Consider the following 26,090-nt stretch of genomic DNA (forward strand, 5'->3'; position numbering starts at 1 on the left):
CATTAACACAGGGTTTTTCGTCCCGAACTTATTGTCGATTACGGTGTAACATTTACCTCAAGATACTGGTCTGCGAACAGACCACCGTCATCAGCTCGAGCCCAAAGCACATAACGGCCTGGCTCTTTAAATGTCACAGATGACTCATAGACACCATCTTCCGGTACGGCTGGTGGCTTGAAGTAGGCACCCCAGGGCGAATTCGCACTGGCGCGCGTATCTTCCCAGCTCTTGACCTGCTGAGGCATGAACTCAGTTTCACCTTCGCCACGATACACACTCCACGACAGGAACAGGCCGTTAACCTTGCCCACAGTCACACGTGATGGTGCACGAAGGAAACGCTGAATTTCACGCTGCGCACTGGGACTGGCATCGCGGTTCAAGCTGGCAACACGACCTGGCTTGGGCAGCCCGTCATCCGTTACCTGGACACGCAGCTCCAGCGGCTCACCAACTCGCACACTGCGAACGGTATCACCAATGATACTGACCTGGGGTGGCGTATTGGCACGAGACTCAGGCGTACTGGTACCCGCACCCAGCGAACCGGTTTCTGAGGCAATCACAACATGATCGACAACATAGTCTTTATCCAGTGTCGCATAAGCGGTGCGAGTTTCACCGTTAGGCGAAGTGATGGTCCAGGTTAACTCCTGGTCACCCCAGTCTTCTGGCACTTGTACCTTGAAGGTAAAGCGGTTGCGACGCGGCTGGAAATGAGTAGGCTGACCACGATCTTCAGCGCCTGGGCTAAAGAAATTATTCTCGCCAACAGGAATATCCAGCTCTTCTTCCCAGTTTTCGTTGTGGTAACCGAAAATGAAGCTGTAACTGCCATCAGGGTTCTGCTCCCAGCCTTCATAGGCTGGCTCGATGTGCTGCCCCTTTAAATAGGTCTGGGCAGAAACCGGAGCGGCGATAAATGCCGCTCCCAACACAACGGTTGCCACAATGGCATGCACTCTGCTGAGTGCATTGTTTACTGCTTTCAACATCATTCTCCCTCCGAACCCGCTACGGCCATATGCGGCATGATTTCTTTTTCTTCGTCTTTAATAGTCAGGTAGTCAATCTTGGCGTCCGACATTTCTTCCTTGTCTTCTTCCGTCAACTCAACTGGTGCGACCAGCGGTGCCAGACACAACGGACAACCAATCACATGGTCATTCGGACCCAGATTCAGATTTCGGCGGCGATCAGCCATTTCCTGGAAGAACTCGTCTTCTGACATGGCAACGCGCATACCCAGGTCGATGAACATATTGGTCACAGACCGGTTACCTGAACCCTGCCAGTTACGTGAATCAGGCACATTCGGGTTGGTATCCGTATTGTTCATGTAGCCAACAATGTGCAGCACCGTGCCTTTTGGCAGCAGTGGCTGGTGATCGGCCTCAAAGGCATAACCACGTACCCAGTTATGGTCGTAACCCACACAAGACAGGGTCTCAACGGTATAGCCCCAGGAGGCTTCCAGACACATGCGCTCACCTGGTGCGTGCAAATGTGGCTCGAATGTCACGATCTTGGTTGGCTGATCAAGCACCGCATAGGCATGCAGTTCCTGGTTATCTTCATTACCGGCGATCGAGATATCCACACCATTACCCAGACCAATGATAGCCGGCTGGTATTTAGGCTCGTAGCCTTTCGGGTGGAAGCGGAAGCCAATTTCCAAGTGACCGGTCGTGTCTACACCCGTAGCGTGCAGGTGGACTGAATCAGAAACAATGGCCGAGCCTGCTCTTAGCAAACGACCGGCATCTTCATCAAAGATGTCAGGGTTACGGGCAATCTCATGAACAGGCCAGGAAACGGGTCTCTCTGTTGCCTGTCCATTCTCATCCTGAACCTGTGTGCTCCAGATCATATGGTGGACAATGTTACGACCACCGACCGTGTCACCAACGGCTTCCAAATCCAGGTCATTCACTTCGCGGATTTCGACAGATTTCACATAACGGTCTTCTTCCAGTCCTGTGGGAATGCTGGGAATGTTACCCCACCAGTCAGGTGCCTGACCTTCTACAGTAATATCTTCAGTGCGGACAATCAGATCAGGCTGACCTGCAGACCAGCCTGCAGCGTCATCGAAATTCAGAGGCTCTGGCGCATCAGCAACATCACCTTTGGGTACACCACCTCGAGCCCAGGCTGAAATAGCGGCCAGCTCTTCGTCACTCAGAGAAGGGTCCTGTTTGTAATGCTGAATACCCACCTCTTTTTCCGCATACCAGGGCGGCATAGCGCCCGCTCGGTCTCGCAGACCGGTACGGTATTCGATCAGACCAGCGAAAGGTACGACTTCGTCATAGGTAACCAGTGACATAGGCGCAACCCCACCGTCACGGTGACAGGTTTGGCAGGCGCGCTGCAGAATGGGTTCAATATCTTTATGGAATGTAACATCAGTACCTTGTTGCGCAGATGATACTGCTGGCATCATCAGTCCGGCAGCGCTCAACACACTGCTGGCCAGAAAGGCACGGGATAGACCTCGGCGGGTAAGCTTCAGCATCCTCACAGGACACCTCCTTTATATTATTGTTTAACGGTTCACGAAGCATTGGAACACGATTTCAACAACACCGTCTTGCTGATTCATGCAATAGGCTGACGGATTTCTGAAAAAACGTACAGAAACCTAATAATCCGTCAGTTCGGCCATACCGATCACGATTTGAAAATGATATAAACTGGACACACTCAGCAGTAATGGGAAGGGAGATGATTCGACAGACCGCACACAGGCTCAAGGCAGGCAACTTTCTGCCAGGCATACTGATTGGCTGGTTATTACTGGCAACCACCAGTCACGCCCAGCACAACCACGGTTATCAGTATTCCGGCTCAGTTAACTTCGAAACCATTCCGGAAGATGACTCTGTTTTACCGGAACAGCCTCGCGATCTCATTCTTCAATTCAGTGAGCCAGTGACATTAATGAAACTCGCGCTTCGCAATGACATCGAAAAGCTGGTCGATATCGGGTTCCGTTACGATCCCACTCCCAGCCGTGTGTTTATCTGGCCATTGCCTGAACTGCCAGACTCGGATTACTACCAGATAGACTGGTCAGCCCTGGATTCGAAGCGAATCATGATGGTAGGGCAGTTTTTCTTCTCGGCTGGACCGGATGCCGTGGTTCCCAGCTCAATCATTGCTGAAGAGGAGGAAACGTTAATGGTACCGGATTATCGCTTGAGTGATTTATCAACGTTCACGCCACCCGAAAACAAGCAACCCGACTCAGTCCGGATTGGTGGCAGGTCAGAGCAACCGGCCACCAATGATGAGGCTTCACCCGAAGGCAAAGAAGGCAACTAGCCAGGCATCAGTGAAGTGTCGCGTGGCGTGGCCGCTGCGTTGAGTGGCAGAAATCAGGGTGGAGCAAATCGGTCTGCTTCACCATTAACAGGTCATGCCGCGTTAATCTCTCGTACTCACTGGTCGGCTCCACACCAGGGACATCCTCAAGCAGTACACAGATCACGTCATCATTATCCATATCGACAACCACACAGCGCTTGAAACCGGCCACAGTATTCAATGCCGCAAAACTGCCAACATCACAGGCATGGGGCGGAAAGCGCCCGACCGCATCCTGGATAACACCCGCCGAAGAATAGGCTGTGCCGAACCCGGCAGCGGCTACAACATGAATAATTTCAATAATTTCCGGATCCGTCAAATCAACACGAACGGAATCAGTCGCTTCAGCGAATTCGCCGTCCTGATGAAACGTCACCAGCTTGAGGAACAGGCTCATATCGTCCTGGTTCCATTCCAGCATCTCTTCTCTTTCACTACGGGAGCTGTCTGAGGAAAAGCTCATCACACTAGTTTCAATAGTAAGATCTTTTCTCTCTTCATTGTCTTCTTCCGAATCAAAAGGAACGACCATAGAAACAGCACAGAATCCATCACTGGATTCAGCACTGAGTCGCCAAAGGAAAGGGATGTTTCCGGAGAGTTCAACCATGATGTGAAAAACCTGCAAAAATCATGTGTGTTTACGATAGCATTACTACTCACAATTCACCAGAAGAAACCGCCGGTAAAATTGCTTCCGCCAGTAACGAGATATGGGCACGAAAGTAACAATTCAAGGTCTTGCCAAAGCACATTTTTTCTGAACCTTTCTTCAGTTCGAGCGATTGTCCACAGAATCTGTGGATAACTCAGTTGATAACTTGATAAGAAACGCCTGAAATGCCTGATATACAGTACTTCAACTCAAATTGATCATTTTTTGTACAATTCAAATATCGCTATATTTCAATAAGTTATTGCTTTTTTATAGGCTAAAATGCACTTTTAAAAGAAATTGTGCAATTGGTTGACATGCCTGACATCTGTGTGCATAAATCCTTCTGAATTTCACAGGAAGCTGCAATAAACTGGCTTTTCTGTCTGTTTTTACTACTGTTTTTTACCCTATAATGTCCCAACCTTAACCGATAGTGATGATGTCAATGAAATACCGCGCTTTTCCCTTGCTTTTTACAGCTCTCTTGATACTGCTATTGGTTTACTCTGTCGGTCGTTTTCTCAATCGGCAAAGCATCACAGACACGCATGATGAAATTCTGGCCATCATCCGCTCATCCATGGAAGCCAAAAGCGCTGCACCGATCATTAATGCGGCTGATGAAGAATTGTTTGCTACAGTCGATGCCGAGACTTATTACAACCTCTTTATGGCGCTGGAGGGTGCCGGAGAGCTGCAGAGCCTTAATGACATCAGCTATGAAGTCAGCAGCAGCCACTGGTGGCCGTGGTTAGCGGATTATCAGGTGCAGTACCAATTATCAGCGCAATACTCTCGTGGCAGCGCTGATGCCGTTGTAACGGTACTTTGGCATGACGGGCAGTGGGGATTTTCTCATGTCGAACTTGCTATCCACACCGCGATAGCGAAATCAATCACGGTCGTTGCTACCGCGCAGCCGACGTAACCCGGCGGCGAGCAAGCGGATCACAATCACAATGGCCACTGCTGACAGCAGAATAATTCCCAGGAAAAGCAGCGTTCCCAGAAAAAAACTCAACAGCTCTTCTGTCGAGATGTTATATGACATCACCAGGGCATAAAGAGCAGCCCCGGCAATCAATACCAAAGTCAACGTTGCGCGCAGTTTATGCGAAAGTAGACGTTTCTTTGCCATGTATCCTCTGTTTAGCAGCTTAACCAGGGCTTCTCAGTGCATCACTGACCCGCAAGCCCGCGAATGGCCTGGAGTAATGTATTATTCTCTTCCTGCGTACCTACCGTGATACGCAGCTTGTCCTGAAGCCTCGGCTGAGCAAAATAGCGTACCAGTATTCCTTGGGCTTTCAAGGCCTGATACAACGCGTTGGCATCCAATAGCTCACCTCCCACCTGCCTCGCAGCCCAGGTGACCAGCAGAAAATTACTGTGGCTGGGCAACACATCAAAGCCCAGGTCAGACAATGCTGACGCCAGACGACTACGCTCATCACGAACCCTTTGCCAGCACTCCCTGGCATAAGCCTGAGACTTGAGCGCGGCAGTGGCCAGGCGCTGTGAAATCAGGTCAGTATTGTAGCTGTCGCGGGTTTTAAACAGCATCGGAGCCAGCAAGGATTCGCTGGCGATGCCATACGCAAAACGCAACCCGGCCAAAGAGTACCCCTTGCTCATGGTTCTGAGCAATATCACGTTATCCAGTTGCTTAACCAATGGTACTGCGTTGTAGCTGATATCCGGCGAAATGAAATCCACATAAGCTTCATCAATCACCAGCACCCCCTGGAATGTCTCAGCAATTTGCGCCAGCTCAGGCGCTGACAGCAAACGACCGGTAGGTGCATGCGGATTAACAATAAAGGCAATACGGGCACCCGAGGCATTTAACTGATCAGCAAAATCTTGCGGCAATCCCCAATCGTCATTCAACGGGATACGCTGCATTTTACAGTTTTGTACTGCAGCCAGAACAGGGTAGAGAGAATAGCTGGGTTCCGCCATGGCGATGGTGTCACCCGCATCTGCAAATGTCGTGATAATAAGCCGCAACAGCTCATCACCACCATTGGTCGCCATAATGTTGTTCTGACTGACCCCGTGCAAGTCAGCAGCCACCTCACGAAAATCATCAGCAAATGGCGGCGGGTAGCGACGCAGTTCGGCCACATTGACATCTGTTAACGCCTGCGCGACTTCAGGTGCCGGCGGATAGGGATTTTCATTCGTGTTCAACTTGATAACGCGTGACTGACGGGGCTGCTCCCCCCAGGAATAACCTTGCATGTCACGAATATTATTGCGCTCGTAGCTCATTCCATACTGCCTTTTCAATACCAACCCTGGGACGGGAGTGCTACCCACCAGGAAGATAGGTTTCTGTGCGTTTATGCCAGCCGGCACGCCAGCGTATTTCATTACGTTCAGCAGGGGCATTAGCGATGCGGCGATCCAGAATCTCTCTTGCAGACCTGGCAAATGCAGATAACACCTGCTCTCCTGAGTCCGATTGCAATGCCGCCATATCCATATGCTCAAGCACCTGCAAAAGTCCCCAGCCCTGCCCCTGGTATCTCTCTGAAGCCGAGACGCCCTCTCCTTTAAAATTGACATAATCAATCAGTGCGTACATGCCATAAGGGGGAGCGGCATTGGCGACAGTGGCAAAGCGTTGCTGCAGGTCATCAGGGGTATCACTGTGAGCCTGCATCAAAGCCAGGCTGTTGCGCATACGCTGGACAATAAAAGCCGCCTGCACCTGTCGTGTCTCCAGCAAAAATTGCCGTAACGACTGCATGCGCTCACTATCCTGGCTGGCCAGAAACGTTTCCCGGTCTGACCAGGGGTTATCCCATTCTGCTAACCCGGCTATCCAGGACGGCAAAGAAACACCACTGGCGACATAAAAGGCCAGCAATTCGGGAAAACTTTCCTTAAAAGCTTCCTGCTGGCCGGTGCGATACCAGATAAAATGCCCAATACCCAGAGACGGGAAATCTTCTCCTGCATTCCAGCTGGTCAGACAGGCTTCCCGACCCGCGCATTCATTTTGAAATATCTGGTCTGCGATCCATTGCTGCTGGTGTGTATTCAATTGCGGCAAAGCACCAGGCTGGGCGTGAACACTCAGGCAAACCCACCACAGGCCAACCACTGCAAACCAGCGGCGAGAGCCACTCATTAAAGCTGCACCTCATTCAGGCGACAGCTCATGATCAGCGCGTCTTCCCGGTCATCCTGGATTGACGAAGCGGGATAATAACCACGTCGCTCGCCCACCTGGATGAACCCGAATTCGTAATAAAGGCCACGAGCGGCTTCATTGGAAGGTCGAACCTCAAGAAAACAATCTGCCGCGCCAGTCACCCTGGCCTCTGTTAGCAGCTTGCGCAGCATTTGTCGCCCCAGCGAGTGACGACGGGCCTGTGGGTGCACGCACAGTGTCAGCAGGTGGCTTTCGCCAACGGCAACACTTAACACCCCATGACAAAGCACTTTGATACCGTCTGATATCACCCAGCACTCATAACCTGCACTGATACAATCCTGGAAGATTCGCCGAGTCCAGGGGCTGTCATAGGAGAGGTTTTCATTACGCACTACCTGATCAAGGTCCTCAGCCGTCATGCGGCGACAAGTGAGCGACTGACCGATAGCAATTGATGGTGCCTGTCCTGCAATTGGATCCAGTTCTGTCATGCTTGGGTTTCTTTTCTTATCCTGTTGAAAGTCGTTGTCGTAAAGCTTGCATGTGCTGCCATGCTTCTCGTTTTGTTGAAGGTGAGTCCACCATCTCATGCATGGCGTGCGTATATAGCACTTCTACTTTGAATGGCTCCCAGGCAGAAAGTTGTCCGGTTTTTATTGTCGAGGGCAAAAATACCGGTAGTGCCGATGATAACACCAGCAGATTGGCTACCGGCCTGTCATTGAGCTGTTTGGCGACAAAACCATTCACCGCACTGGTCGCCGCAGCACTATCCTGAATAGCCAGACCCGGCATGGGCCAGCTAAACAGCCGCGCCCTGAGGTTCGAGGTATCAATACCAGGATCCAGCGCTACCAGCATACGTTTCATCATATCGCGCTGGGCAGCCGGAATGCGCGTTTCCGCTCCCGGCATCATGGCGAGCAATGCCAGCCGATCATCCACATTCACCCAGGTGAAATTGAATGCCACTGGCTGATTTGTAACAACGGTATCATCTGCCTGGGTAACTTCCCTGTTGTTGTCAGGAACATCGGCAATATCGCCACCATCAGGGACTTCTACGCTAGCTTGCTGCTTACGGTTCCTATCTTGCAGCCTGTCTCTCGGCTGTTTGTGCTGATCATCATCGTTAAGCAACTGACGAGCCTGCGTCAAAGCCCCCGACTTACCAGCGGACGCACTATCTGTCGTATGACTTTTATTAGGCACCGGCTCATCAGCACGTGTCTCTTCCAACGAGAAGATAACATCATGTGACCGGGCAGCTGTGGAGGATGCCTCGCGGGGAAACCAGGGGGTAATTCCCATCTCTCTGAGAACCCGGCGTCGCTGTTGCTCGCGTGGTTGCAACATACTAATCGTCATATTGTCGCGTAGGTATTTTTCATCTTGCCTATTATACGTTACTGACTGCCTTGTGCACCAAAGGTAATATTGTCAGTCTCTCACAATCATGCTTGAATCGTTGCAAACTCAATGGGGGGATACCATGAAAGCGATACTATGCAAGGAATACGGCGGACCGGAAAAACTGATCATTGGCGATACTGACTCACCGATACCAGAACCAGACCAGGTGGTTGTCGATGTCTATGCCGCATCCATTAACTTCCCGGATACCTTGCAGATCCAGGGAAAGTATCAGTTCCAGCCACCCATGCCATTTACCCCCGGCTCGGAAGTCGGTGGCGTGGTCTCTCATGTGGGTAGCGAAGTCAGCAACCTGAAAGTAGGCGACCGGGTTATGGCGGTATCAACGATTGGTGGCATGGCTGAACAGGTATGTTGCAATGCGTCCTCTGTCCGGAAAATCCCGGATAACATGGACTTCAATACCGCAGCAGGCTTCGCCATGGTTTACACCACATCGTACCATGCGCTGAAACAGCGGGCCCGGATTCAGCCAGGCGAAACGCTGCTTGTCCTTGGCGCCAGTGGTGGCGTGGGCCTGGCTGCCGTTGAATTGGGCAAACTGATGGGTGCACGGGTCATTGCCGCCGCCAGCAGTGATGAAAAACTGACCTTTATCGAGCAGGCCGGGCCCGATGAACTGCTTAACTACGGCGATGGTGAGTTAAAAGAAAAGGTCAAAGCTCTGACTGACGGGAAAGGCGCTGATGTGATTTATGATCCGATCGGTGGCGATCTTTTTGACCAGGCGACGCGCTGTATCAACTGGAATGGCCGCCTGCTGGTTGTCGGTTTTACCAGTGGCAGAATTCCCAACTACCCCGCTAACCTGGCCCTGTTAAAAGGATCATCAATGGTTGGCGTCTTTCTGGGCCGCTTCCGCAAGGAGGAACCCGAAGCCTACGAGCAGAATTTCCAGGAATTGCTGCAAATGTACAGTGACGGGAAAATCCGTCCGATTGTCACTCAGACCTACCCTTTTGAGGACTTTGAGTCGGCATTCAATGTCTTCAAAGAGCGCCGGGTAATGGGCAAAGTCACCTTGACCATCCGTCAGGAATAAGCGACACACGACAAACTGATACGAACATTCGTTCGATTTACTTGCGCTCGCCCGATTCCGCCGTATATATTGCTCTACTTCGTTAGGTTCTGTCAGCAGTTCCTAGGGTAGTCAAAGAATACGAGAATAAGAGGCGGGCGCAAGTCCAATCGCATGAAGAACGTATTATCCGCGCAACAAATCCAGCAAGATTTACTGACCCTCCGCGATATCGCCGCAAACCTGCGGAAACCGGGTTCCATTCTGGAAACCGAAAAACAGACAGTCAACGGCATAGAGATGGACGTTTTCAAAAACGTCGCTACCAACCTGCACGGTATTTACCAGCTCGGGCTGGAGGCAGCTGACCAGGATTTTCTGGTCTATGCAGACGAACGTTATACCTTCGCCGAAGCATTGAAGACAGCAGAGGCTATAAGTTGTGCGCTGATCACGGAATACGGTATCGGCAAGGGTGACCGGGTAGCCATCTGCTCGCGTAATTATCCTGAGTGGTGCCTGGCATACATGGCGATTACTATCATAGGCGCCATTGCCGTTCCCATGAACTCCTGGTGGCAAAGCAAGGAACTGGCATACGGGATTGAAGATAGTGGCGCCAAAATCATATTCGCCGACCATGAACGACTGGAGCAACTAAGCCAGGTACGATCACAACTATCAGTAGAAGCCGTGGCCATCAAAACGGAGGCGCTCCCCACCCCGGCACAGCCTTTTGCGCAACTGGTGGAAAAAGGACTCGCTGCCAGAAACAGTGTGGATCTGTCTGCCATCAATGTCTTGCCGGACGACGATGCCTCCATCATGTATACCTCGGGATCAACCGGCAACCCCAAAGGCGTCTTGTCCACGCATCGAAACATAATCAGCGCACTCTACACCTGGATATTTGTCCGCGATGCCAATGAAACCCTGCGGCCCGAAATCAAGGTAGAGAACCCGGAATTCCCCGAAGCGATTCTGGCGAATGTGCCACTGTTTCACGTCACGGGATGTCATGCGCAGTTCCTGCTTTGCTTTGTCATGCTGCGCAAGTTCGTGATGATGTATAAGTGGAATGCAGAACAGGCCCTTGCACTGATTGAAAAAGAGCGCATATCTGTGCTGCATGGTGTACCGACCATGACCTGGGAGGTGATGAACTCTCCGGACTTCGAGAAAACCGACCTGCGTAGTTTACGTATCGTGCAAAGCGGTGGTGCAGCCCGCCCACCCGGTCACTTGAAACTGATTCAGGATAAATTTGCTGACCATATTCAGCCTGGCCAGGGCTATGGCTTGACGGAAACCAATGCCATTGGTGCAACCATTACAGGCAAATTCTACCTTTCCAAACCGGAAAGCACGGGCCGCCCTTCTCCACCAGTGACACAAGTGCAAATCAAGGATGAAAGTGGCAATATCCTGCCCGCCGGAGAGATCGGTGAGATCTGTATCAAAGGTGCCACCATCATGAAGGGGTACTGGAAGAAACCGGAAGAAACAGCAAAAGCATTGCAGGATGGCTTCTTCCACACCGGTGATGTCGGTCTGCTGGATGAACACGGTTTTCTGTTTATCAAAGACAGAGCCAAAGATATCGTCATCCGCGGCGGAGAAAATATTGCCTGCGCTGAAGTGGAATACGCGTTATCAGATCACCCCGCTGTTTGTGAAGCCGCTGTCTATGGCCTTCCTGATGAGCGTCTGGGAGAAGTTGTCGCCGCATCAGTGCAGATCAGAAGCGAAGACGCTGTCTCGGTGGAAGCGTTACAGGCATTCTTACAGTCCAGAATAGCCCATTTCAAGGTACCCGCCTGCATTAAGTTACAGACGGCTCAGTTGCCAAGAATTGCCACTGGCAAAATTGCCAAAAAAGAAATTCGCCAGGCAGTTTTGGCACAGCAATCGTCTCTGTAATTTTTTTCATTTAATACTTGCATTACTGCAATTTATACAGATAATTCGCCTTGTGAAGACCTGTCCGGTAAAACGACTTCAAAAGAGTCGATTTACCGGTTTAAAACCGGCTCATGCGTTTGGTTTCCGGGGCATTTTCCCTGGGCTCTGATCGCGGGATGCTGGCTGCTGCGGACACGCTTTCTGCGGCTGTCCAGATGCTCATATTGGTTCCGTAATCCGGAATTTTTCAGAGAGTTATCACTATGAAAGGTCGATCCTGGGATGATTTTAGCGATTCCGCTAAAGACTACCTTGATGCAGGTATGCTGGCAGATACAGAGTTTGAGGATGAGCCAGAAACCAAGCACGGTCAGCGCCGTCGTCTGACGGAATTGCGCCGCCGCACTGAAGAGCGCCTGGACTGGAAACGCATGTACGGTGAGCTTCAGTTTGATGATCTGGATGATGAACGTCTTTGGGACGATGATCAGATCAGTTATCAATACGACAATGCTGACGACATGCTGGACGACTGATTGTCCCGCTTAGCAGACGCTGTGCATTAGAACCGCCAGGCGCTTAACGCGCCTGACGTAAACGTTCTATTCGCTCATTCAGCGGTGGATGGGACATAAACAGTTTACCAAACGCATCCTTCGCTTTGTGGTTGATCCCAAACGCCACCAACTCATCCGGCATCTGCGTTGGCTGTCCCATTTTCAGCCGTTCCAGTGCCGCAATCATTTTCTGACGACCTGCCAGCGATGCTCCGCCAGCATCAGCACGGAATTCTCGCTGCCGACTGAACCACATGACAATCACTGACGCCAGAATACCCAATACCAACTGAGCAACGATAGAGGTAATCCAGAACGCCGGACCATGACCCTGCTGGGTTTTAAATACCACCCGATCCACAAAATGACCGATCACCCGAGACAGGAAAATCACAAACGTATTAACCACACCCTGAATCAAAGTCAGGGTCACCATGTCACCATTGGCGATGTGCGATATTTCGTGCGCCAGAACGGCTTCTGCCTCTTCCTTGGTCATGGTATTCAACAGCCCGGCGCTGACAGCCACCAGTGAGCTGTTCTTGCTCGCACCGGTCGCAAACGCGTTGACTTCCGGCGAGGGGAAAATAGCCACTTCCGGCATTTTGATACCAGCACGTTTGGCCTGATCTGCCACTGTCGACAACAACCATTGCTCCGTCGCATTACGCGGCTGAGAAATAACCTGGGCACCAGTGGATCGCTTGGCTAGCCATTTGGACATGGCCAGGGAGATAAAAGAACCACCAAAACCGATAACCGCTGAAAAAATCAGCAAAGCATTGAGATCAAGATCTGTACCGTTCTCGGCCAGAATCTGTTCAACGCCAAGTAGACGTAAAACAATACTCAGTACCAGCACAATGGCCAGGTTGGTGAGCAAAAACAGCGCAATACGCTTCATATCAAGTACCCTCAGTCAACTGCAGAATCGATCACTTTCTCGTACAGTGGAGCAACTTTTGGCATTTTCGCGAACAGGGTTTGAAAGTGTCGCTGAACCCGGCCCATATTGATGACCGACATCCCGCTGGCAAAACCAAACCAGACATAAAGTCCGTTCAGGTCACGAAACATCTCAGGAATATAATGGGGGCCGGTTATCGTTCCTTCAAGGTAGTGCTGATACAAAATCGGAATGTCATCCAGCGTGATCTTACCGACAAAAAGCATCGGCAATATTTCCGGCACACCCGATTGAATCGCACTGCGAATAAAGTTGACGTTTTCCACGAAACCGCGCAGATAGGAGAGGTCTTTACTAAAGACCGACCCGCCGGACAAGGTTCCCCCCCGGAATACTCGCTGGGTGATTTTATAGCTGTCTGCAGGCGGTAGTCCACGATTGGTGAAAAAATGATAAACATCGAGAAAGTCAGCACCCTGCTCTGCCATATCAACCGCTACGACCCGGTCGCTGACTTTAAGGGCTCTGCCAGGATATGAACTGAAAGTCAGGGTCTCCATCAGTACAGCCAGCCCTTCCTGGCAAGCTGTTACCCGGGGAGAGCCGACACTGAGCCAGGTTGCCCAGGGCTGCTGGCGACCATTCAGAGTCGTTCCGACATGAACCCAGCCCTCATGGACTTCCAGCACCTGCAAATCGAACTCGGTAAAAGACGCATCCTGGTTAATCTTGATGTAATCACCACCGGCAGCTGCATCTGAGACGATACCATCGCTTAAAATGACGCGGATATCGCCCGGGTCAAAATAATTACCCAGCCGATCCTGAAGTATGTCTACTGCGTCGGTTGCCGAAATGTTCTTTTCATAGGGGCGAACGAGATGCGCTGCGCCTGGCATGGAAAAAATTTCACCCAGCTTTTCTCCCAGTTGCCGCAAGGTTTTTCTGTCACCACGCAGATGATCCCTGGCAGAGCCATAAAGCGCCCGGCTGTATCGGCCAAACTCGGGGCTTCCCCGGTTAGCCAGCATATCGATAACCAGCAGATACTGATCAATCGTCCGGCACAGGATGCCCCCGAGACCGTCACTTCGCCCCAGTTTACGACGGGTTTCTCGTCTCAGGTGTAAAAAGCGATCGCGCTGCTGGACCGGGTCAAAACCCAGCTCCTGATTCTGGTAGTGATTTTCCGGTAGCCTGGGAAGCTCTCGCCCCTTGTCTTTGAAAAATGTCTTCTCGACCTCTGACGGCCACTTGATTGCATCGAGAATACGAATCGGGCGCTGTAACTCCAGCAACTGGTCAGAAAGCACCTTGACCTGTTGCTGATATTCATTCACTGCCATTATTAAAATTCCAGAAAACCGAAGCTCGGCTATCGTATTAGCCAGTCACAAGCGATTTGATATTAGTAAATTCACGAATGCCAAACACACTGAGTTCGCGACCATAACCAGAGGCTTTAACACCACCAAAAGGCATACGAGGGTCTGATTTGACAAAATCATTGATAGCAACAGCACCAACCTGTAACTGCCTGGCGACTCGCTCAGCGCGCTCAGTATCCCGGGAAAACACAGCGCCGCCCAGACCAAACTCTGACTGATTGGCCAGTGCCACAGCACTTGCCTCATCCCTGGCACGGATCACAGCAGCCACAGGGCCAAATAATTCCTCATCAAAAGCAGGCATACCCGGCCTCACTTCACCTAGCACAGTTGGCCAGAAAAGCGATCCTTCTCGTTTGCCACCTGTCACCAGAACCGCGCCAAGTCGAATACTCTCCTCTACCTGATGCGCCAGTGATTCACTCAGATCATCCCGGGCTTGTGGTCCGATATCAATGTCTGACTGCATCGGGTCGCCAACGGATTTTGCAGCCATGGCATCAGCCATACCAGCGACAAAAGCACCATACACCTTTTCGTCAACAATAAACCGTTTTGCAGCAATACAGCTTTGACCGTTATTCAGCAGCCGGCTGGTGACACAGCTTTCCACCGCCTTGCCAACATCTGCATCATCCAGGACCAGATAAGGGTCACTGCCCCCCAACTCCAGTACCGTTTTCTTCAAATACTGCCCTGCTTCAGCTGCCACCTTACGCCCAGCATCAGTACTGCCGGTAAAGGTGACTGCCTGTATTAACGGATGCCTGATCACGCGGGCACTGTCACTGCCGCTGACCAGCAAAGTGCGGAACAGGTCCTCGTCCAGCCCAGCTTCGCGACACAAAGACTCAATTGCCAGTGCACAACCAGGAACATTGGACGCGTGTTTAAGCACCGCCGCATTACCAGCCATCAAGGCCGGTGCCAAAAACCTGAAGACCTGCCAGTACGGAAAGTTCCAGGGCATAATAGCCAGGATCACACCCATTGGCTGATACATCACCTTTCCGTCCAGGCCTTCTCCGCTGACGTTCTCTGTGGCCAGCATGCCAGCACCCTGCTCAGCGTAGTATTCGCAGACCCAGGCACATTTCTCGACTTCCGCTGCAGCACTGCTCAATGTCTTCCCCATTTCCGAGGTAGCCAGGCGTGCCAGTTCGTCTTTTTTTTCCCGAAGCAGCGATGCCAGTTTCTGTAAATATTGCGCACGTGCTGCCAAGGACTGTTCAGCCCAGACCTTTTGCGCTTGTGATACGCGCGACAAAGCATCATCCAGCAGTCCCAGGTCAAATGACTGATAGGCCTGATTCTGTTTACCCGTGTAAGGGTTCATACTGATCATCTGTGTCATCGTTCTACTCCTTTCCCGGGGCTGTCATACGCCCGGGATCAACAGCTTCATCGAACTCGTCAGCACTCATCAGCGACAGGGCGACCACCGCCTCTTTCAGGCTGACACTGTGCTGGTCAGCATGTTTTGCGGCTTTTGCAGCTTGTTCATAACCAATCACCGGACTCAGGGCAGTGACCAGCATCAGTGAACGTGCCACATAATTGGCCATCACCGCTTCGTTGACCTGCAAACCCTGCAAGCAATGCTGATCAAAACTGTCTATCGCATCGGCCAGCAGTTGCTGGCTTTCCATCAAGGTGTGAACGATCAGCGGCTTGAACACATTGAGCTGAAAATGCCCCTGACTGCCCGCCATACTGACGGTACTGTTGTTGCCCATAACACGCAGACACACCATGGTCAGCGCTTCTGCCTGGGTCGGATTGACTTTCCCGGGCATGATGGAACTACCCGGTTCATTGGCCGGAACCTTCACTTCAGCCAGACCACAGCGCGGACCGCTGTTCATCAAACGAATATCATTGGCTATTTTGAAAAGCGACGTCGCCAGGGTATTGTAATGCCCATGCAACGTCAGCAGTGCTTCATGGGCGGCAAGCAACATAAAGTGATTGTCTGCCACCACAAACGGAATATCTGTGATACGGGCCAGCTCTTCGACTACCGTGGCTGCCCAGGCAGGGTGTGTATTTAAACCCGTGCCAACAGCGCTGCCTCCGATCGCCAGTTGCCGGACAACTGGAGCAGTGTCAGACAGCTGCTGATCACAAAACTGTAATTGTGATCGCCAGGCGGACACTTCCTGGGCAAATGTCACAGGCGTGGCATCCATCATGTGCGTCCTGCCACTTTTAAGCACAGAAGCAAACTTTTTTTCCAGCCCCAGCAAGGTCTCTATGATGTCTCCCAGTGAGTCGCGCATTTCATGCATGCCCTGCAAGGCAACCATATGCATGACTGTGGGGAAGGTATCATTCGATGACTGCGACATATTGACATGGTCGTTCGGGTGCAAGGGCGTGTATTTGCCCCGCACACCACCCGCCAGCTCATTGCCAAGATTGGCGATGACTTCGTTGACATTCATATTGGTTTGCGTTCCGCTGCCCGTCTGCCAGACTGACAATGGAAAGTGGCCCGAACAATCCCCGGCCAGCAATTGGTCGCAAGCCTGAGCAATCAGGTCTCGTCTTTCGCTATCCAGGCTGCCTAGTTTGCTGTTTGCTATAGCCGCAGCCTTTTTCAGCTGAATAAAGGCCCGTATGAATGCAGCGTCGAATCGATGATTGCCAATCTTAAAGTTTTCCCGGGAGCGTTGCGTCTGCGCCCCCCAGAGCGCATCCGCTGGTACCTCTACCACTCCCAGGCTGTCAGTTTCCTGGCGTGTACTCATGACGCCATAAGTTTGTTAACGACGAAAGGCATAATCCCGCCACTTTCGTAGTATTTCACTTCTTCCGCCGTATCCAGCCGGCATAGAAGATCAACCGTTTCGGACTTTCCGTCCGTATAAGAGACAGTCATGGTCACGGTCATGCCTGTGCTGATCTGTGCCAGGCCGGACAATGTGATGGTCTCACTGCCATCTATCTTCAGCGTCTTGCGGGTCACACCTTCCGGAAACTGTAAAGGTAGCACCCCCATGCCAGCCAGGTTGGAGCGGTGGATACGCTCAAAACTTTCAGCCACTACCGCTCTGACACCTAACAGGCGAGTCCCTTTGGCCGCCCAGTCACGACTGGAGCCGGTACCATATTCCTTGCCGGCTAACACGACCAGCGGCGTCGAAGATTTCGCATAGGTCATGGCAGCATCATAGATACTGGTCTGCTCACCATCCGGCATCAGTCTGGTGAAACCGCCCTCAACGTTGTCCAGCATTTCATTGCGAATACGCACGTTAGCAAAGGTACCGCGCATCATCACTTCATGATTACCACGCCGAGAACCGTATGAGTTAAAGTCCCCTGGCTTGACGCCTTTTGCCATCAGGTACTCACCAGCCGGGCTCGACTGGCCAAAAGCCCCAGCCGGGGAAATGTGGTCAGTGGTCACGGTATCGCCCAGTACGGCCAGAATTCTGGCACCTTCGATATCCCCCGGCACTGGAGCCAGCTCGTCAGCAAAAAATGGCGGATTCTGGATATAGGTTGAATCATCATTCCACTTATATGTCGCACCTTTGGCAACCGGCATGTCGTTCCACGCCTGGTTGCCGTTGAAGACATCAGCATAGTCACTGACAAACATATCACGGCTGACGTTTGAGACAGCTTCCTTGATATTCTCTGTCGTGGGCCAGATATCATGCAGATAAACCGGCTGACCATCAGCGTTTTTTCCCAACGGATCTTTGGATAAATCTATTTCAGTGGTACCTGCCAAGGCGAAGGCAACTACCAGGGGCGGTGAAGCCAGCCAGTTAGCTCGCACTTTGGCATGGATACGTCCTTCGAAGTTACGGTTACCGGATAGCACCGAGCACACCGTCAGTTTGCCTTCATCAATCGCGTGCTCAATATCATCTGGAAGCGGGCCAGAATTACCGATACAGGTAGTACAGCCATAGCCCACCAGGTTAAATCCCAACTCATCAAGCGGATCCTGCAAACCGGCTTTTTCCAGATAATGCGTCACGACCTTTGAACCAGGTGCCAGTGACGTTTTGACCCATGGTTTGACTTTAAGGCCTTTTGCCAGGGCATTTCTTGCCAGCAACCCTGCTGCCATCATGACGGAAGGGTTGGAAGTATTGGTGCAAGACGTAATCGCCGCAATCACGACGTGGCCATCTTCCATGACCCATTTCCCGTGATCCATGGCAACGGCCGTTTTGCTGTGATTTCCGTATTGTTTTCTGGTGGCCTCTGCCATACCAGTCAACGCTACACGGTCCTGTGGTCGACCGGGCCCAGCAAGACTTGGCTCTACCGTGCCGAGGCCCAGAATGACATCACTGCTGTAAACGGCTTCAACACCTTTTTCACGCCACAGCCCCTGAGCCTTGGAATACGCCTCGGTCAGCGCCAGCGTTTCTTCATCACGGCCGCTTAATTGCATGTACCGCAGTGTCTCTTCATCGGCAGAGAAGAAACAACAGGTGGCACCATATTCAGGAGACATATTAGCAATCGTTGCCCGGTCAGCCAGCGACAATTCCGCCATGCCATCGCCATAAAATTCGACAAACTTACCGACAACACCATGTTTTCTTAACATTTCAGCCACGGTTAAAACCAGGTCAGTTGCTGTCACCCCTTCTTTAAGCCGCCCCTCCATACGCACGCCGACCACTTCCGGGATGCGCATGGTAATTGGCTGCCCGAGCATGGCAGCTTCTGCTTCAATACCGCCCACACCCCAACCCAGCACAGCCAGGCCATTAATCATTGTGGTATGACTGTCAGTCCCGACCAGCGTGTCCGGATAGGCTCGCATTTGGCCATTGACTTCTGCTGACCAGACACACTTGGCCAGGTACTCAAGGTTGACCTGGTGGCAGATCCCTGTACCTGGTGGCACGACACGGAAATTATTGAATGCCTCCTGCCCCCAACGCAGAAACTCATACCGCTCCCGGTTTCTATCCATTTCGATTTCGACATTGTCTTCGTAGGCTGACTCAGTCGCGAACCTGTCCACCATGACCGAGTGGTCGATCACCAGATCCACCGGATTGAGTGGGTTAACTTTTTCAGGGTCGCCCCCACGCAAGTTAACGGCATCTCGCATAGCAGCCAGATCCACAACGGCAGGCACACCTGTGAAGTCCTGCATCAGCACCCGTGCAGGCATAAATGAGATCTCGTGATCAGATTGTCGCGACTCTGTCCAGGCAAGCAGCTTGGCAACATCCTCTGCATCAGCAAAACCCTGTTCAACGTGGCGAAGCAGATTTTCAAGCAGGATTTTGAGGCTGCAAGGCAGTTTGGCCGGATCTCCGAACCCACTGTCACGTAAAGCCTCCAGGCTGAATATTTCGTAACTGCGATCGCCAACCTTCAGTTGCCGACGTGTATCCGGTAGTGCGTTTGACGCTGCCATAACACCGATCTCCTTTGGCTATCATTCATGCTGCTTCTGCGAGCACGATTTATCGCTAATTGACTTCAGTATAACTCAGCACCGGGTATGTGGCGACTGAGCACAATAGTGGATATACCATATCAGAACAGGTAAGATTTACAGTCAATATTCAGTCTGGAATTAACGAAATCTTGGAGATGTCTCGCAATACCGGGTTCACCAGACAGTTGCTGGTCTTAACTGCGATGTTGGTGGCCTTTTGCTCAACCGGCTATGCACAGGATGATGCTGCCGACGGCGTCAACTCCCCGGAAATCCGTATTTCCGGGGCTGACGGTGAGTTGACAGCCAATATTCGTGCCCACGTAGGCACACCGGAGCTCAGCTGTAGCGTCAGTCAGCGGCGCCTGGACCGCCAGCGGCCTCAGGTCCGTCGTAATACACAGCGGGCCGCACAGGCAATCGGTTACTACCAGGCTACTGTGGACATCACCTTCACCGCTTTATCGGCTATGACTGTTCAACCGGAAGAAGCAGGACAAGCCTCTTCAACTGGCAATACTGACGATAATAACGAAATCCGGTGCTGGGAACTGGACATAGATATTTCACCCGGACAACGGGTGCTCTTTGGTGATATCAATATTTCCATCGCAGACCAGTCCAGAGCTGCATTATTCGCACCTGTACTCTCAACCTTACCCGTTCAGCGTGGCAATCCTCTCAGGCACAGCGAGTATGAAAGCCTGAAGTCGTTGATTAGTGGACACGCCATTGAAAACGGCTTTTTTGCCAGCCGCTTTACACAATCAGAACTGGCTATCGACCTTCAGCGCCAACGCGCTGATATCAATCTGATTTTCGAACCCGGCGAACGGTACTCATTTGGTGACATCAGCATCACCACTCCTGATGCGCTGTCGGAAAGTTTTGTGCAGCGTTTCATCACACTGCGACCCAACTCTCCATATCATAGCGAAGACCTCGTTGAACAACGGCAACACTTAAACAGCAGCCAGTATTTTTCCCGGGTTGCTGTGACCCCGGATCTCGACCAGACAGGAGACAGAGTCATACCCGTCAATATCGGGCTGACATTGAGACCGCGGCGTGTTTATACGGTGGGTGCAGGCGTCAACACCGACTCGGGTCCCCGTCTGACAGGTAATTACGAAGATCGGTATATCAACCGCCGTGGACACCGTTTCCTGGCAGAGACGTCACTCTCTACTTTGCAGCAAGATGCCAGTGTCAGTTACGTCATCCCGTTGCAGGATCCTGTCAACGACAGCCTGCGCTTCTCAGCAGGCTTTCAGCGTGAAGAAGCAGATACCTATATTACCAACACCTATCGCACTGGTGTGACACACCGATCGCTGGTGGCTGGCTCCTGGGTACAAAACCTGTACGTGAATTATGAACGGGAAAAATCCGAACTGATCGAAACTGAAACCGGTGATCCCGAATTACAGCGCAACAACACCACCATTTTTGGTGCTAACTGGACACGGACCAAATCCGATGACCCTATTTTTCCTCGTAATGGCTGGCGCTTGTTTGGCCAGGTGCAAGGCTCTTATGACGGACTGTTGTCGAATACCACATTCACTCAGGTAGAAGGCAATGTAAAATGGATCCACAGTCTGGGTCCAACCCGTATAATCGCCCGTGCCGAAGCTGCCACTACCATCGCTGACACCTTGCTTGAATTGCCGGTTTCAGTCCGTTACTTCACTGGCGGCGACACCAGTATCCGCGGCTATCAATTTGGCGAATTAGGGGCAATGAATGAAGAGGGCGAGGTCATCGGCGGCAAGCATTTACTGGTAGGCAGCCTGGAATACGACTTCCCGGTCATGGGTGAAGACTGGCGTGGTGCTGTCTTTTTTGACACCGGCAATTCGTTCCGGGACTTTGACACCATGACCCTGAAGCGCAGTGCCGGCATTGGCTTTCGCTGGATATCGCCGATTGGCCCTATTCGCCTCGATCTTGCCCATGCCATCAGTGATGATGCGTTTCGGCTTCATATCACCATGGGACCTGATTTGTGAGTACTGCAGCAGCAGATACAACCAGAAAACGACCTGAACTTCCCATCTGGCGGCGGGTATTACGCTGGGTTGTGCGCGGGCTCGGCATCACCATCCTGGTTTTGATGGCTGCAATTATTACCTTCAGTGGCATACTGGCAACGAACAGCGGTAGCCAGTGGTTACTGGGGCGTATCTCCAGCCTGGTCAATAGCGAGTCACAAACCTTCAACTATGACCAGGCCGACGGCTCCTTTCTGCGCGGCCTCAATCTGCACGGTGTCTATTTTGAAAACGCCACCACTGCCGCACAGGTAGAGCAGCTTCACAGCCGCTGGAATCCGATCACATTACTGGACGGCGAATTCGTTCTGGAATCTTTGCGGGTCGCCGGGCTTCAACTGACGCTAACTGAAAACCCGAACCCGCCCCCTCCCGGTCCACCGCTGGTTCTGGAAGAACTTCTCAGTTCGATCCTGCCACTACCCATAGGCATTCAACTCAATAATATTCGCCTGGATGGTGCCAATATCACCCAGAATGGCACTGACTTTGCCCTCAACTCGCTCACCTTTAACGCCAGCTTATTCGGACGACAGGCGGAAATAAGCAACCTGGCTTTTGAGATACCTGAGGCCAGCCTGAACGGGGATATCAGCGCGACACTACGACGCCCTTACTCAGTTGAAGCCATACTTAACTGGCAATACCAGGAAGACATCAGCGATACCATTGCGGCACCTGAAGGAACGCTGGAGCTATCGGGCAACCTCGACACCCTGACATTAGTGCACCAGTTGTCCGGGCCAGCGGAGCTGAACTCCAATGGCAGTGTTGAACTGGGTCTGGCGCGTTTCCTCAATGCAGAGACGGACACCATCAATCCAAACCTGGACCTGACTCATACCTTGTCGCCAATGACAGTGCCCGGTGCAGAACAGCTTGCCATCAACAGCTTTACACTGACGACTCAAGGTACGCCGGATAACCTGGGACTCAATGCCAATGCCAGCGTTGATGCCGCAATCAACGACTCTCTGAACATCCAGAGTGATATTCGTACCCAGGCTTTCTTGCGCGGCAGCCACCTGGATATTGATTCACTGGCGCTGGAAACTGAGAGCGGCCAGGTGCTGATCGATGGCCGGGTTGACTGGAGCGACGCTGTTACCATCAATGCCAATTACAGCATTGAAGACAGTGCACCTGGCAGTTACCTGGCTCTTGAGGATAGCGGTATTGCGTTGGAAAACCTGCAAAGCCGCGGCCAGGTCGAAGTTATCATGCCACCTTCAGGCGACATGAATCTGTCACTTCAGGTACCCGAGCTTCGAGTCATGGTGAACGACAGGGTTATTGCCGGTTCAAGTGCGTTGTCGTTTGACGGTAACCGCTGGCAGCTTAGCCAGTTCCGACTGAATTCAGATGACAGTCACATCGATATCCAGGCAGAAATGAATAGCGATCAGACTATCCAGGCAGCCGGTGTCATCAATATTCCTGACTTGTCTGCTTTCCATCCCGCCATCGCCGGTACGATTGAGGCAAATGCCAATATCAGTGGCAACATGGATGCCCCGGTGATTGACCTGGACTTGCTGGCCAGTCAGGTTCAATTTCAGGACATTGTCATTCCTGAGCTGACAATAGTTGGGCAAAACCGCGCAGGAATGAATGAGTTGGAGCTTCGCAGCGGGCAAATACAGGTCCCCGTCGCCGAAACGACAGAAACAATTAACGATGTCATGCTACGTTTACGTGGCCAGCCAAGCGCTCATAACATGCTCCTCAGAGTTGACAGCTCATTGGGCGAAATCAGAATTAATGCGGATGGCGAACTGGCTGATGGCGGCTGGCAAGGCCGCCTGCTAAGCAGTGTTATTGACACCCCCCTGGGTGAGTGGCAACAGCAATATGGCAGTCAGTTGCAGTTTTCATCCACCTTGTCACGCATAGATGACTTGTGCTGGCAGACACAGTCCGCCAGCCTTTGCCTGAGTGCCTCACTAGAAGACGGTGATCAATTAGCCGCCAGCTGGCAACTGACAGAATACTCACTGAACAACTTCAATCGCATTGAGGCCGAACGCGCCATTGACAATGCTCTGCCGGAACCCCGCCTGGTTGACGCTGCAGAACCCTCGAATGCCGCCAGTTCAACACAGCAGCGACTACCCTGGCCGCTGCCTTCCAACCTGGCAGTTAATGGCACAATCTCGATCAACGGCGAAGCCAGTGGCTCTATCAGCGACTTTTCAACGCTGCGCTTGACCACGCAAATCAGCAGTCAAGCGGGTGATTTGTACATGCTGGGCGAGTCAGTTGAAGAGGAGGAAATCATTACTTCCATCAACCAGTTCCGCTGGCCCTCTCTTGATGTTAACGCTGAATTAGAGGACGGGCGCTGGTTGCTGCAAAGCGAATTACAGTTCTACCAGGCGGATGTTGAACAACCCGATAATACCCAACAGGCCATGCGCGGCCGAATAACCACAGATTTAAGTATGGACAGTGACCAGTCTCTGGGTGGCAACCTGCAGCTTGCTTTTGACGACCTGGGCTGGGTTGAAGCACTCGCACCACAAGTGAGTGCCGTCAATGGCCAGCTGCAGGGGCGAATCGATGTCAGTGGCAACATGGAGCAACCGGTATTAGCCACTGATATTGAGCTGTCAGATACCCGTTTCAACGTACCAGCCGCGGGTCTGTCGATCTCAGACGTCAATGCTTCCATATTCAGTGAAGACAGTCGCCAATTCTCCATAAATCTGGGCATGCGCTCCGGCGATGGTCAGCTGGAGATCAACGGTTCTTTAATTGACCCGTTCCTGGAATCGCGCGAGCTGTCATTGGAGATCAACGGTGATGACGTCTCTGTCGTCAACCTCGATACACTATCGGCGACAGCCTCCCCCCACGTCACGGTGCTGGCCAGTCAGCAGGCCATTGATATTTCTGGTGAAATTGAGATACCCATGGTGGATCTGACCGTTGCCGAATTGCCAGAGTCGGCTGTTGACGTTTCACGTGACGCGGTTATTGTCGCCCAGCCAGAAGAACGCGAAATCGATAATACGGCAACGACAGAAACCTCTTCGCTGGCAGGCATACCATTGACCAGCTCCCTTGTGGTTCGCCTCGGTGACAACGTGCATGTTTCCGGTTTTGGCCTGAACGCAAGACTGGAAGGCGAACTGGACATTACGCAACGCGCTCAGGCCACACCTGTGGCTTACGGTGAACTTGGCCTGGCCAGCGGTGAGCTGGAAGTGTATGGACGCACGTTATATATAGAGCAAGGAAAACTGCTCTTTATGGGCAGCTTTGACAACCCGGCACTCGATATCCGAGCCATACGTGAAGTCGAAGATATGCGCGTCGGCGTACAGATTAATGGTACTGCCCGCAACATGCGCAGCACGCTATTCTCCACGCCGACATTACCCGAAGGCGATATTCTGGCCGTCATGATTACTGGACGTCCGATTGCAGAGATTGGCAGTGAACAGGACGGTAACGCCCTGATCGGCGCCGCCACTTCACTGGGCATCCGCCAGACCGAAGGGATCGTCAACCAGATTCAAAGCCAGCTGGGCCTGGATGCGTTAAGCATCAACAGCTCTGGTGACACCAGCGATAGCAGCCTGATGCTGGGCAAGTACATCACACCCCGTATTTTCATTCGCTATGCAGTCGGCCTGTTTGAAACTGAAAACTCCCTGGCTATCGACTATACAATGACTGAGCGCATCAAGCTGCAGGCCACCAGTGGCGAAAGCCAGAGCATTGATGTCACCTACACTGTCGAACAGTGAGCCAATATATGATTGAGATCTTACAGATAGACCATGTCGTGCTTCGCACGAATGATACAGACGCCATGATACGGTTTTACCGTGATGTACTGGGCTGTGTCATTGAACGTGAATTACCTGCTGAGAAAGGACTGATCCAGCTGCGTGCCGGCAATGCACTGATTGACCTGGTATCGGTTGATAGTGAAATGGGACGACAAGGCGGCGGTCCACCCGATATGAATCGCCCGAATGTCGATCATATCTGCCTGCAAATAGCCCCGTGCAAAGAGTCGGACATAACTGCCTGGCTCGATAAACACAACATTTCCCATGGCGGCTTTGAGCAGCGCTACGGTGCGCAAGGTATGGGGCCATCAATATACCTGACAGATCCCGATGGCAATACCGTCGAGCTTAGAAACCGGATGTGAACCGACCAATTGCCCGGCAATAACACTGGGGTGAATTA

General features: G+C 52.0%; 21 protein-coding genes. 8 read left to right on the forward strand and 13 right to left on the reverse strand.

Features of this window, described 5'->3' with window-relative positions; translation table 11 throughout:
- Positions 1-38: 38 nt before the first annotated feature.
- Both PSCS_RS11435 and PSCS_RS11440 read right to left on the reverse strand, forming a co-directional pair.
- Complete coding sequence (locus PSCS_RS11435) at positions 39-1,001, reverse strand: hypothetical protein (RefSeq protein WP_157885702.1); 963 nt, start codon at positions 999-1,001, stop codon at positions 39-41.
- Complete coding sequence (locus tag PSCS_RS11440) at positions 998-2,521, reverse strand: c-type cytochrome (protein WP_068812221.1); 1,524 nt, start codon at positions 2,519-2,521, stop codon at positions 998-1,000. The genes PSCS_RS11435 and PSCS_RS11440 overlap by 4 nt, the downstream gene beginning before the upstream one ends.
- Positions 2,522-2,730: 209 nt before the next feature.
- Between PSCS_RS11440 and PSCS_RS11445 the strand changes: the two genes are divergently transcribed.
- A complete protein-coding gene (locus PSCS_RS11445) occupies positions 2,731-3,330 on the forward strand; it encodes a copper resistance CopC family protein (RefSeq protein WP_068812222.1) in 600 nt (199 codons plus the stop codon).
- A gap of 7 nt (positions 3,331-3,337) precedes the next feature.
- Here PSCS_RS11445 and PSCS_RS11450 read toward each other — a convergent pair whose 3' ends face one another.
- Positions 3,338-3,985: a hypothetical protein gene (locus PSCS_RS11450; RefSeq protein ID WP_068812223.1), complete on the reverse strand. Its 648-nt coding sequence runs from the start codon at positions 3,983-3,985 to the stop codon at positions 3,338-3,340.
- A gap of 493 nt (positions 3,986-4,478) precedes the next feature.
- On the opposite strand from PSCS_RS11450, the gene PSCS_RS11455 reads away from it, so the two are divergent.
- The gene (locus PSCS_RS11455) at positions 4,479-4,961 is read left to right on the forward strand and encodes a hypothetical protein (protein ID WP_157885703.1); all 483 of its coding nucleotides are present in this window, start codon (positions 4,479-4,481) and stop codon (positions 4,959-4,961) included.
- Here PSCS_RS11455 and PSCS_RS11460 read toward each other — a convergent pair.
- From PSCS_RS11460 to PSCS_RS11480, 5 genes are read right to left on the reverse strand one after another with little or no spacing between them, the layout of a single operon-like run.
- Entirely contained in the window at positions 4,926-5,171 is a 246-nt protein-coding gene (locus tag PSCS_RS11460; protein ID WP_068812225.1) for a hypothetical protein, read from the reverse strand. The genes PSCS_RS11455 and PSCS_RS11460 overlap by 36 nt on opposite strands.
- A gap of 41 nt (positions 5,172-5,212) precedes the next feature.
- A complete protein-coding gene (gene hisC, locus PSCS_RS11465) occupies positions 5,213-6,307 on the reverse strand; it encodes a histidinol-phosphate transaminase (protein ID WP_068812226.1) in 1,095 nt (364 codons plus the stop codon).
- Between the two features lie 40 nt (positions 6,308-6,347).
- Positions 6,348-7,172, reverse strand: coding sequence for a hypothetical protein (locus tag PSCS_RS11470; protein ID WP_068812227.1), 825 nt, complete (start codon positions 7,170-7,172; stop codon positions 6,348-6,350).
- Positions 7,172-7,690 (reverse strand): ribosomal protein S18-alanine N-acetyltransferase, encoded by a 519-nt coding sequence (gene rimI, locus PSCS_RS11475; protein WP_068812228.1) that lies wholly within the window; start codon positions 7,688-7,690, stop codon positions 7,172-7,174. The genes PSCS_RS11470 and rimI overlap by 1 nt, the downstream gene beginning before the upstream one ends.
- A gap of 16 nt (positions 7,691-7,706) precedes the next feature.
- Positions 7,707-8,555 carry a hypothetical protein gene (locus PSCS_RS11480; RefSeq protein ID WP_157885704.1) on the reverse strand — a complete coding sequence of 283 codons (849 nt, stop codon included), beginning with the start codon at positions 8,553-8,555 and terminating at the stop codon, positions 7,707-7,709.
- Positions 8,556-8,691: 136 nt separating this feature from the next.
- Here PSCS_RS11480 and PSCS_RS11485 point away from each other — a divergent pair, with 136 nt between their 5' ends.
- The 3 genes from PSCS_RS11485 to PSCS_RS11495 all read left to right on the forward strand — a co-directional run bounded on the left by PSCS_RS11485 (position 8,692) and on the right by PSCS_RS11495 (position 12,092).
- Positions 8,692-9,675: an NADPH:quinone oxidoreductase family protein gene (locus tag PSCS_RS11485; RefSeq protein WP_068812230.1), complete on the forward strand. Its 984-nt coding sequence runs from the start codon at positions 8,692-8,694 to the stop codon at positions 9,673-9,675.
- 153 nt (positions 9,676-9,828) lie between these two features.
- Positions 9,829-11,574, forward strand: coding sequence for a class I adenylate-forming enzyme family protein (locus PSCS_RS11490; RefSeq protein ID WP_068812231.1), 1,746 nt, complete (start codon positions 9,829-9,831; stop codon positions 11,572-11,574).
- A 245-nt stretch (positions 11,575-11,819) separates the two neighbouring features.
- The gene (locus PSCS_RS11495) at positions 11,820-12,092 is read left to right on the forward strand and encodes a hypothetical protein (protein WP_068812232.1); all 273 of its coding nucleotides are present in this window, start codon (positions 11,820-11,822) and stop codon (positions 12,090-12,092) included.
- Between the two features lie 43 nt (positions 12,093-12,135).
- Here PSCS_RS11495 and htpX read toward each other — a convergent pair whose 3' ends face one another.
- The 5 genes from htpX to acnA are packed head-to-tail and all read right to left on the reverse strand — an operon-like array spanning position 12,136 to position 19,809.
- On the reverse strand, positions 12,136-13,017 hold the full coding sequence (gene htpX, locus PSCS_RS11500; protein WP_068812233.1) for a protease HtpX: 882 nt from the start codon (positions 13,015-13,017) through the stop codon (positions 12,136-12,138).
- An 11-nt stretch (positions 13,018-13,028) separates the two neighbouring features.
- Entirely contained in the window at positions 13,029-14,366 is a 1,338-nt protein-coding gene (locus PSCS_RS11505; RefSeq protein ID WP_068812234.1) for a flavohemoglobin expression-modulating QEGLA motif protein, read from the reverse strand.
- A 37-nt stretch (positions 14,367-14,403) separates the two neighbouring features.
- Complete coding sequence (locus PSCS_RS11510) at positions 14,404-15,762, reverse strand: NAD-dependent succinate-semialdehyde dehydrogenase (RefSeq protein WP_068812235.1); 1,359 nt, start codon at positions 15,760-15,762, stop codon at positions 14,404-14,406.
- 4 nt (positions 15,763-15,766) lie between these two features.
- Positions 15,767-17,158, reverse strand: a complete 1,392-nt coding sequence (locus PSCS_RS11515) for a class II fumarate hydratase (RefSeq protein WP_068812236.1) — start codon at positions 17,156-17,158, stop codon at positions 15,767-15,769.
- Positions 17,155-19,809, reverse strand: coding sequence for an aconitate hydratase AcnA (gene acnA, locus PSCS_RS11520; protein ID WP_068812237.1), 2,655 nt, complete (start codon positions 19,807-19,809; stop codon positions 17,155-17,157). The genes PSCS_RS11515 and acnA overlap by 4 nt, the downstream gene beginning before the upstream one ends.
- A 179-nt stretch (positions 19,810-19,988) precedes the next feature.
- Between acnA and PSCS_RS11525 the strand changes: the two genes are divergently transcribed.
- From PSCS_RS11525 to PSCS_RS11535, 3 genes are read left to right on the forward strand one after another with little or no spacing between them, the layout of a single operon-like run.
- On the forward strand, positions 19,989-21,845 hold the full coding sequence (locus PSCS_RS11525) for an autotransporter assembly complex protein TamA (RefSeq protein ID WP_068893729.1): 1,857 nt from the start codon (positions 19,989-19,991) through the stop codon (positions 21,843-21,845).
- Entirely contained in the window at positions 21,842-25,639 is a 3,798-nt protein-coding gene (locus PSCS_RS11530) for a translocation/assembly module TamB domain-containing protein (RefSeq protein WP_068812239.1), read from the forward strand. The genes PSCS_RS11525 and PSCS_RS11530 overlap by 4 nt, the downstream gene beginning before the upstream one ends.
- Before the next feature lie 8 nt (positions 25,640-25,647).
- Complete coding sequence (locus PSCS_RS11535) at positions 25,648-26,052, forward strand: VOC family protein (protein ID WP_068812240.1); 405 nt, start codon at positions 25,648-25,650, stop codon at positions 26,050-26,052.
- Positions 26,053-26,090 lie beyond the last annotated feature (38 nt).

This window comes from Pseudohongiella nitratireducens, from assembly GCF_001642735.1.
Classification (GTDB): Bacteria; Pseudomonadota; Gammaproteobacteria; order Pseudomonadales; family Pseudohongiellaceae; genus Pseudohongiella; species Pseudohongiella nitratireducens.

What these genes read in the sequence shown, in the direction of transcription:
- PSCS_RS11505 (WP_068812234.1), bottom strand. Translation starts at nt 14,366, where the DNA reads ATGGCAGTGAATGAATATCAGCAACAGGTCAAGGTGCTTTCTGACCAG.
- PSCS_RS11485 (WP_068812230.1), top strand. Translation starts at nt 8,692, where the DNA reads ATGAAAGCGATACTATGCAAGGAATACGGCGGACCGGAAAAACTGATC.
- PSCS_RS11495 (WP_068812232.1), top strand. Translation starts at nt 11,820, where the DNA reads ATGAAAGGTCGATCCTGGGATGATTTTAGCGATTCCGCTAAAGACTAC.
- acnA (WP_068812237.1), bottom strand. Translation starts at nt 19,809, where the DNA reads ATGGCAGCGTCAAACGCACTACCGGATACACGTCGGCAACTGAAGGTT.
- PSCS_RS11435 (WP_157885702.1), bottom strand. Translation starts at nt 1,001, where the DNA reads ATGATGTTGAAAGCAGTAAACAATGCACTCAGCAGAGTGCATGCCATT.
- htpX (WP_068812233.1), bottom strand. Translation starts at nt 13,017, where the DNA reads ATGAAGCGTATTGCGCTGTTTTTGCTCACCAACCTGGCCATTGTGCTG.
- PSCS_RS11510 (WP_068812235.1), bottom strand. Translation starts at nt 15,762, where the DNA reads ATGACACAGATGATCAGTATGAACCCTTACACGGGTAAACAGAATCAG.
- PSCS_RS11445 (WP_068812222.1), top strand. Translation starts at nt 2,731, where the DNA reads ATGATTCGACAGACCGCACACAGGCTCAAGGCAGGCAACTTTCTGCCA.
- PSCS_RS11480 (WP_157885704.1), bottom strand. Translation starts at nt 8,555, where the DNA reads ATGTTGCAACCACGCGAGCAACAGCGACGCCGGGTTCTCAGAGAGATG.
- PSCS_RS11455 (WP_157885703.1), top strand. Translation starts at nt 4,479, where the DNA reads ATGAAATACCGCGCTTTTCCCTTGCTTTTTACAGCTCTCTTGATACTG.
- hisC (WP_068812226.1), bottom strand. Translation starts at nt 6,307, where the DNA reads ATGAGCTACGAGCGCAATAATATTCGTGACATGCAAGGTTATTCCTGG.
- PSCS_RS11470 (WP_068812227.1), bottom strand. Translation starts at nt 7,172, where the DNA reads ATGAGTGGCTCTCGCCGCTGGTTTGCAGTGGTTGGCCTGTGGTGGGTT.
- PSCS_RS11515 (WP_068812236.1), bottom strand. Translation starts at nt 17,158, where the DNA reads ATGAGTACACGCCAGGAAACTGACAGCCTGGGAGTGGTAGAGGTACCA.
- PSCS_RS11490 (WP_068812231.1), top strand. Translation starts at nt 9,829, where the DNA reads ATGAAGAACGTATTATCCGCGCAACAAATCCAGCAAGATTTACTGACC.
- rimI (WP_068812228.1), bottom strand. Translation starts at nt 7,690, where the DNA reads ATGACAGAACTGGATCCAATTGCAGGACAGGCACCATCAATTGCTATC.
- PSCS_RS11525 (WP_068893729.1), top strand. Translation starts at nt 19,989, where the DNA reads ATGTCTCGCAATACCGGGTTCACCAGACAGTTGCTGGTCTTAACTGCG.
- PSCS_RS11460 (WP_068812225.1), bottom strand. Translation starts at nt 5,171, where the DNA reads ATGGCAAAGAAACGTCTACTTTCGCATAAACTGCGCGCAACGTTGACT.
- PSCS_RS11450 (WP_068812223.1), bottom strand. Translation starts at nt 3,985, where the DNA reads ATGGTTGAACTCTCCGGAAACATCCCTTTCCTTTGGCGACTCAGTGCT.
- PSCS_RS11535 (WP_068812240.1), top strand. Translation starts at nt 25,648, where the DNA reads ATGATTGAGATCTTACAGATAGACCATGTCGTGCTTCGCACGAATGAT.
- PSCS_RS11440 (WP_068812221.1), bottom strand. Translation starts at nt 2,521, where the DNA reads ATGCTGAAGCTTACCCGCCGAGGTCTATCCCGTGCCTTTCTGGCCAGC.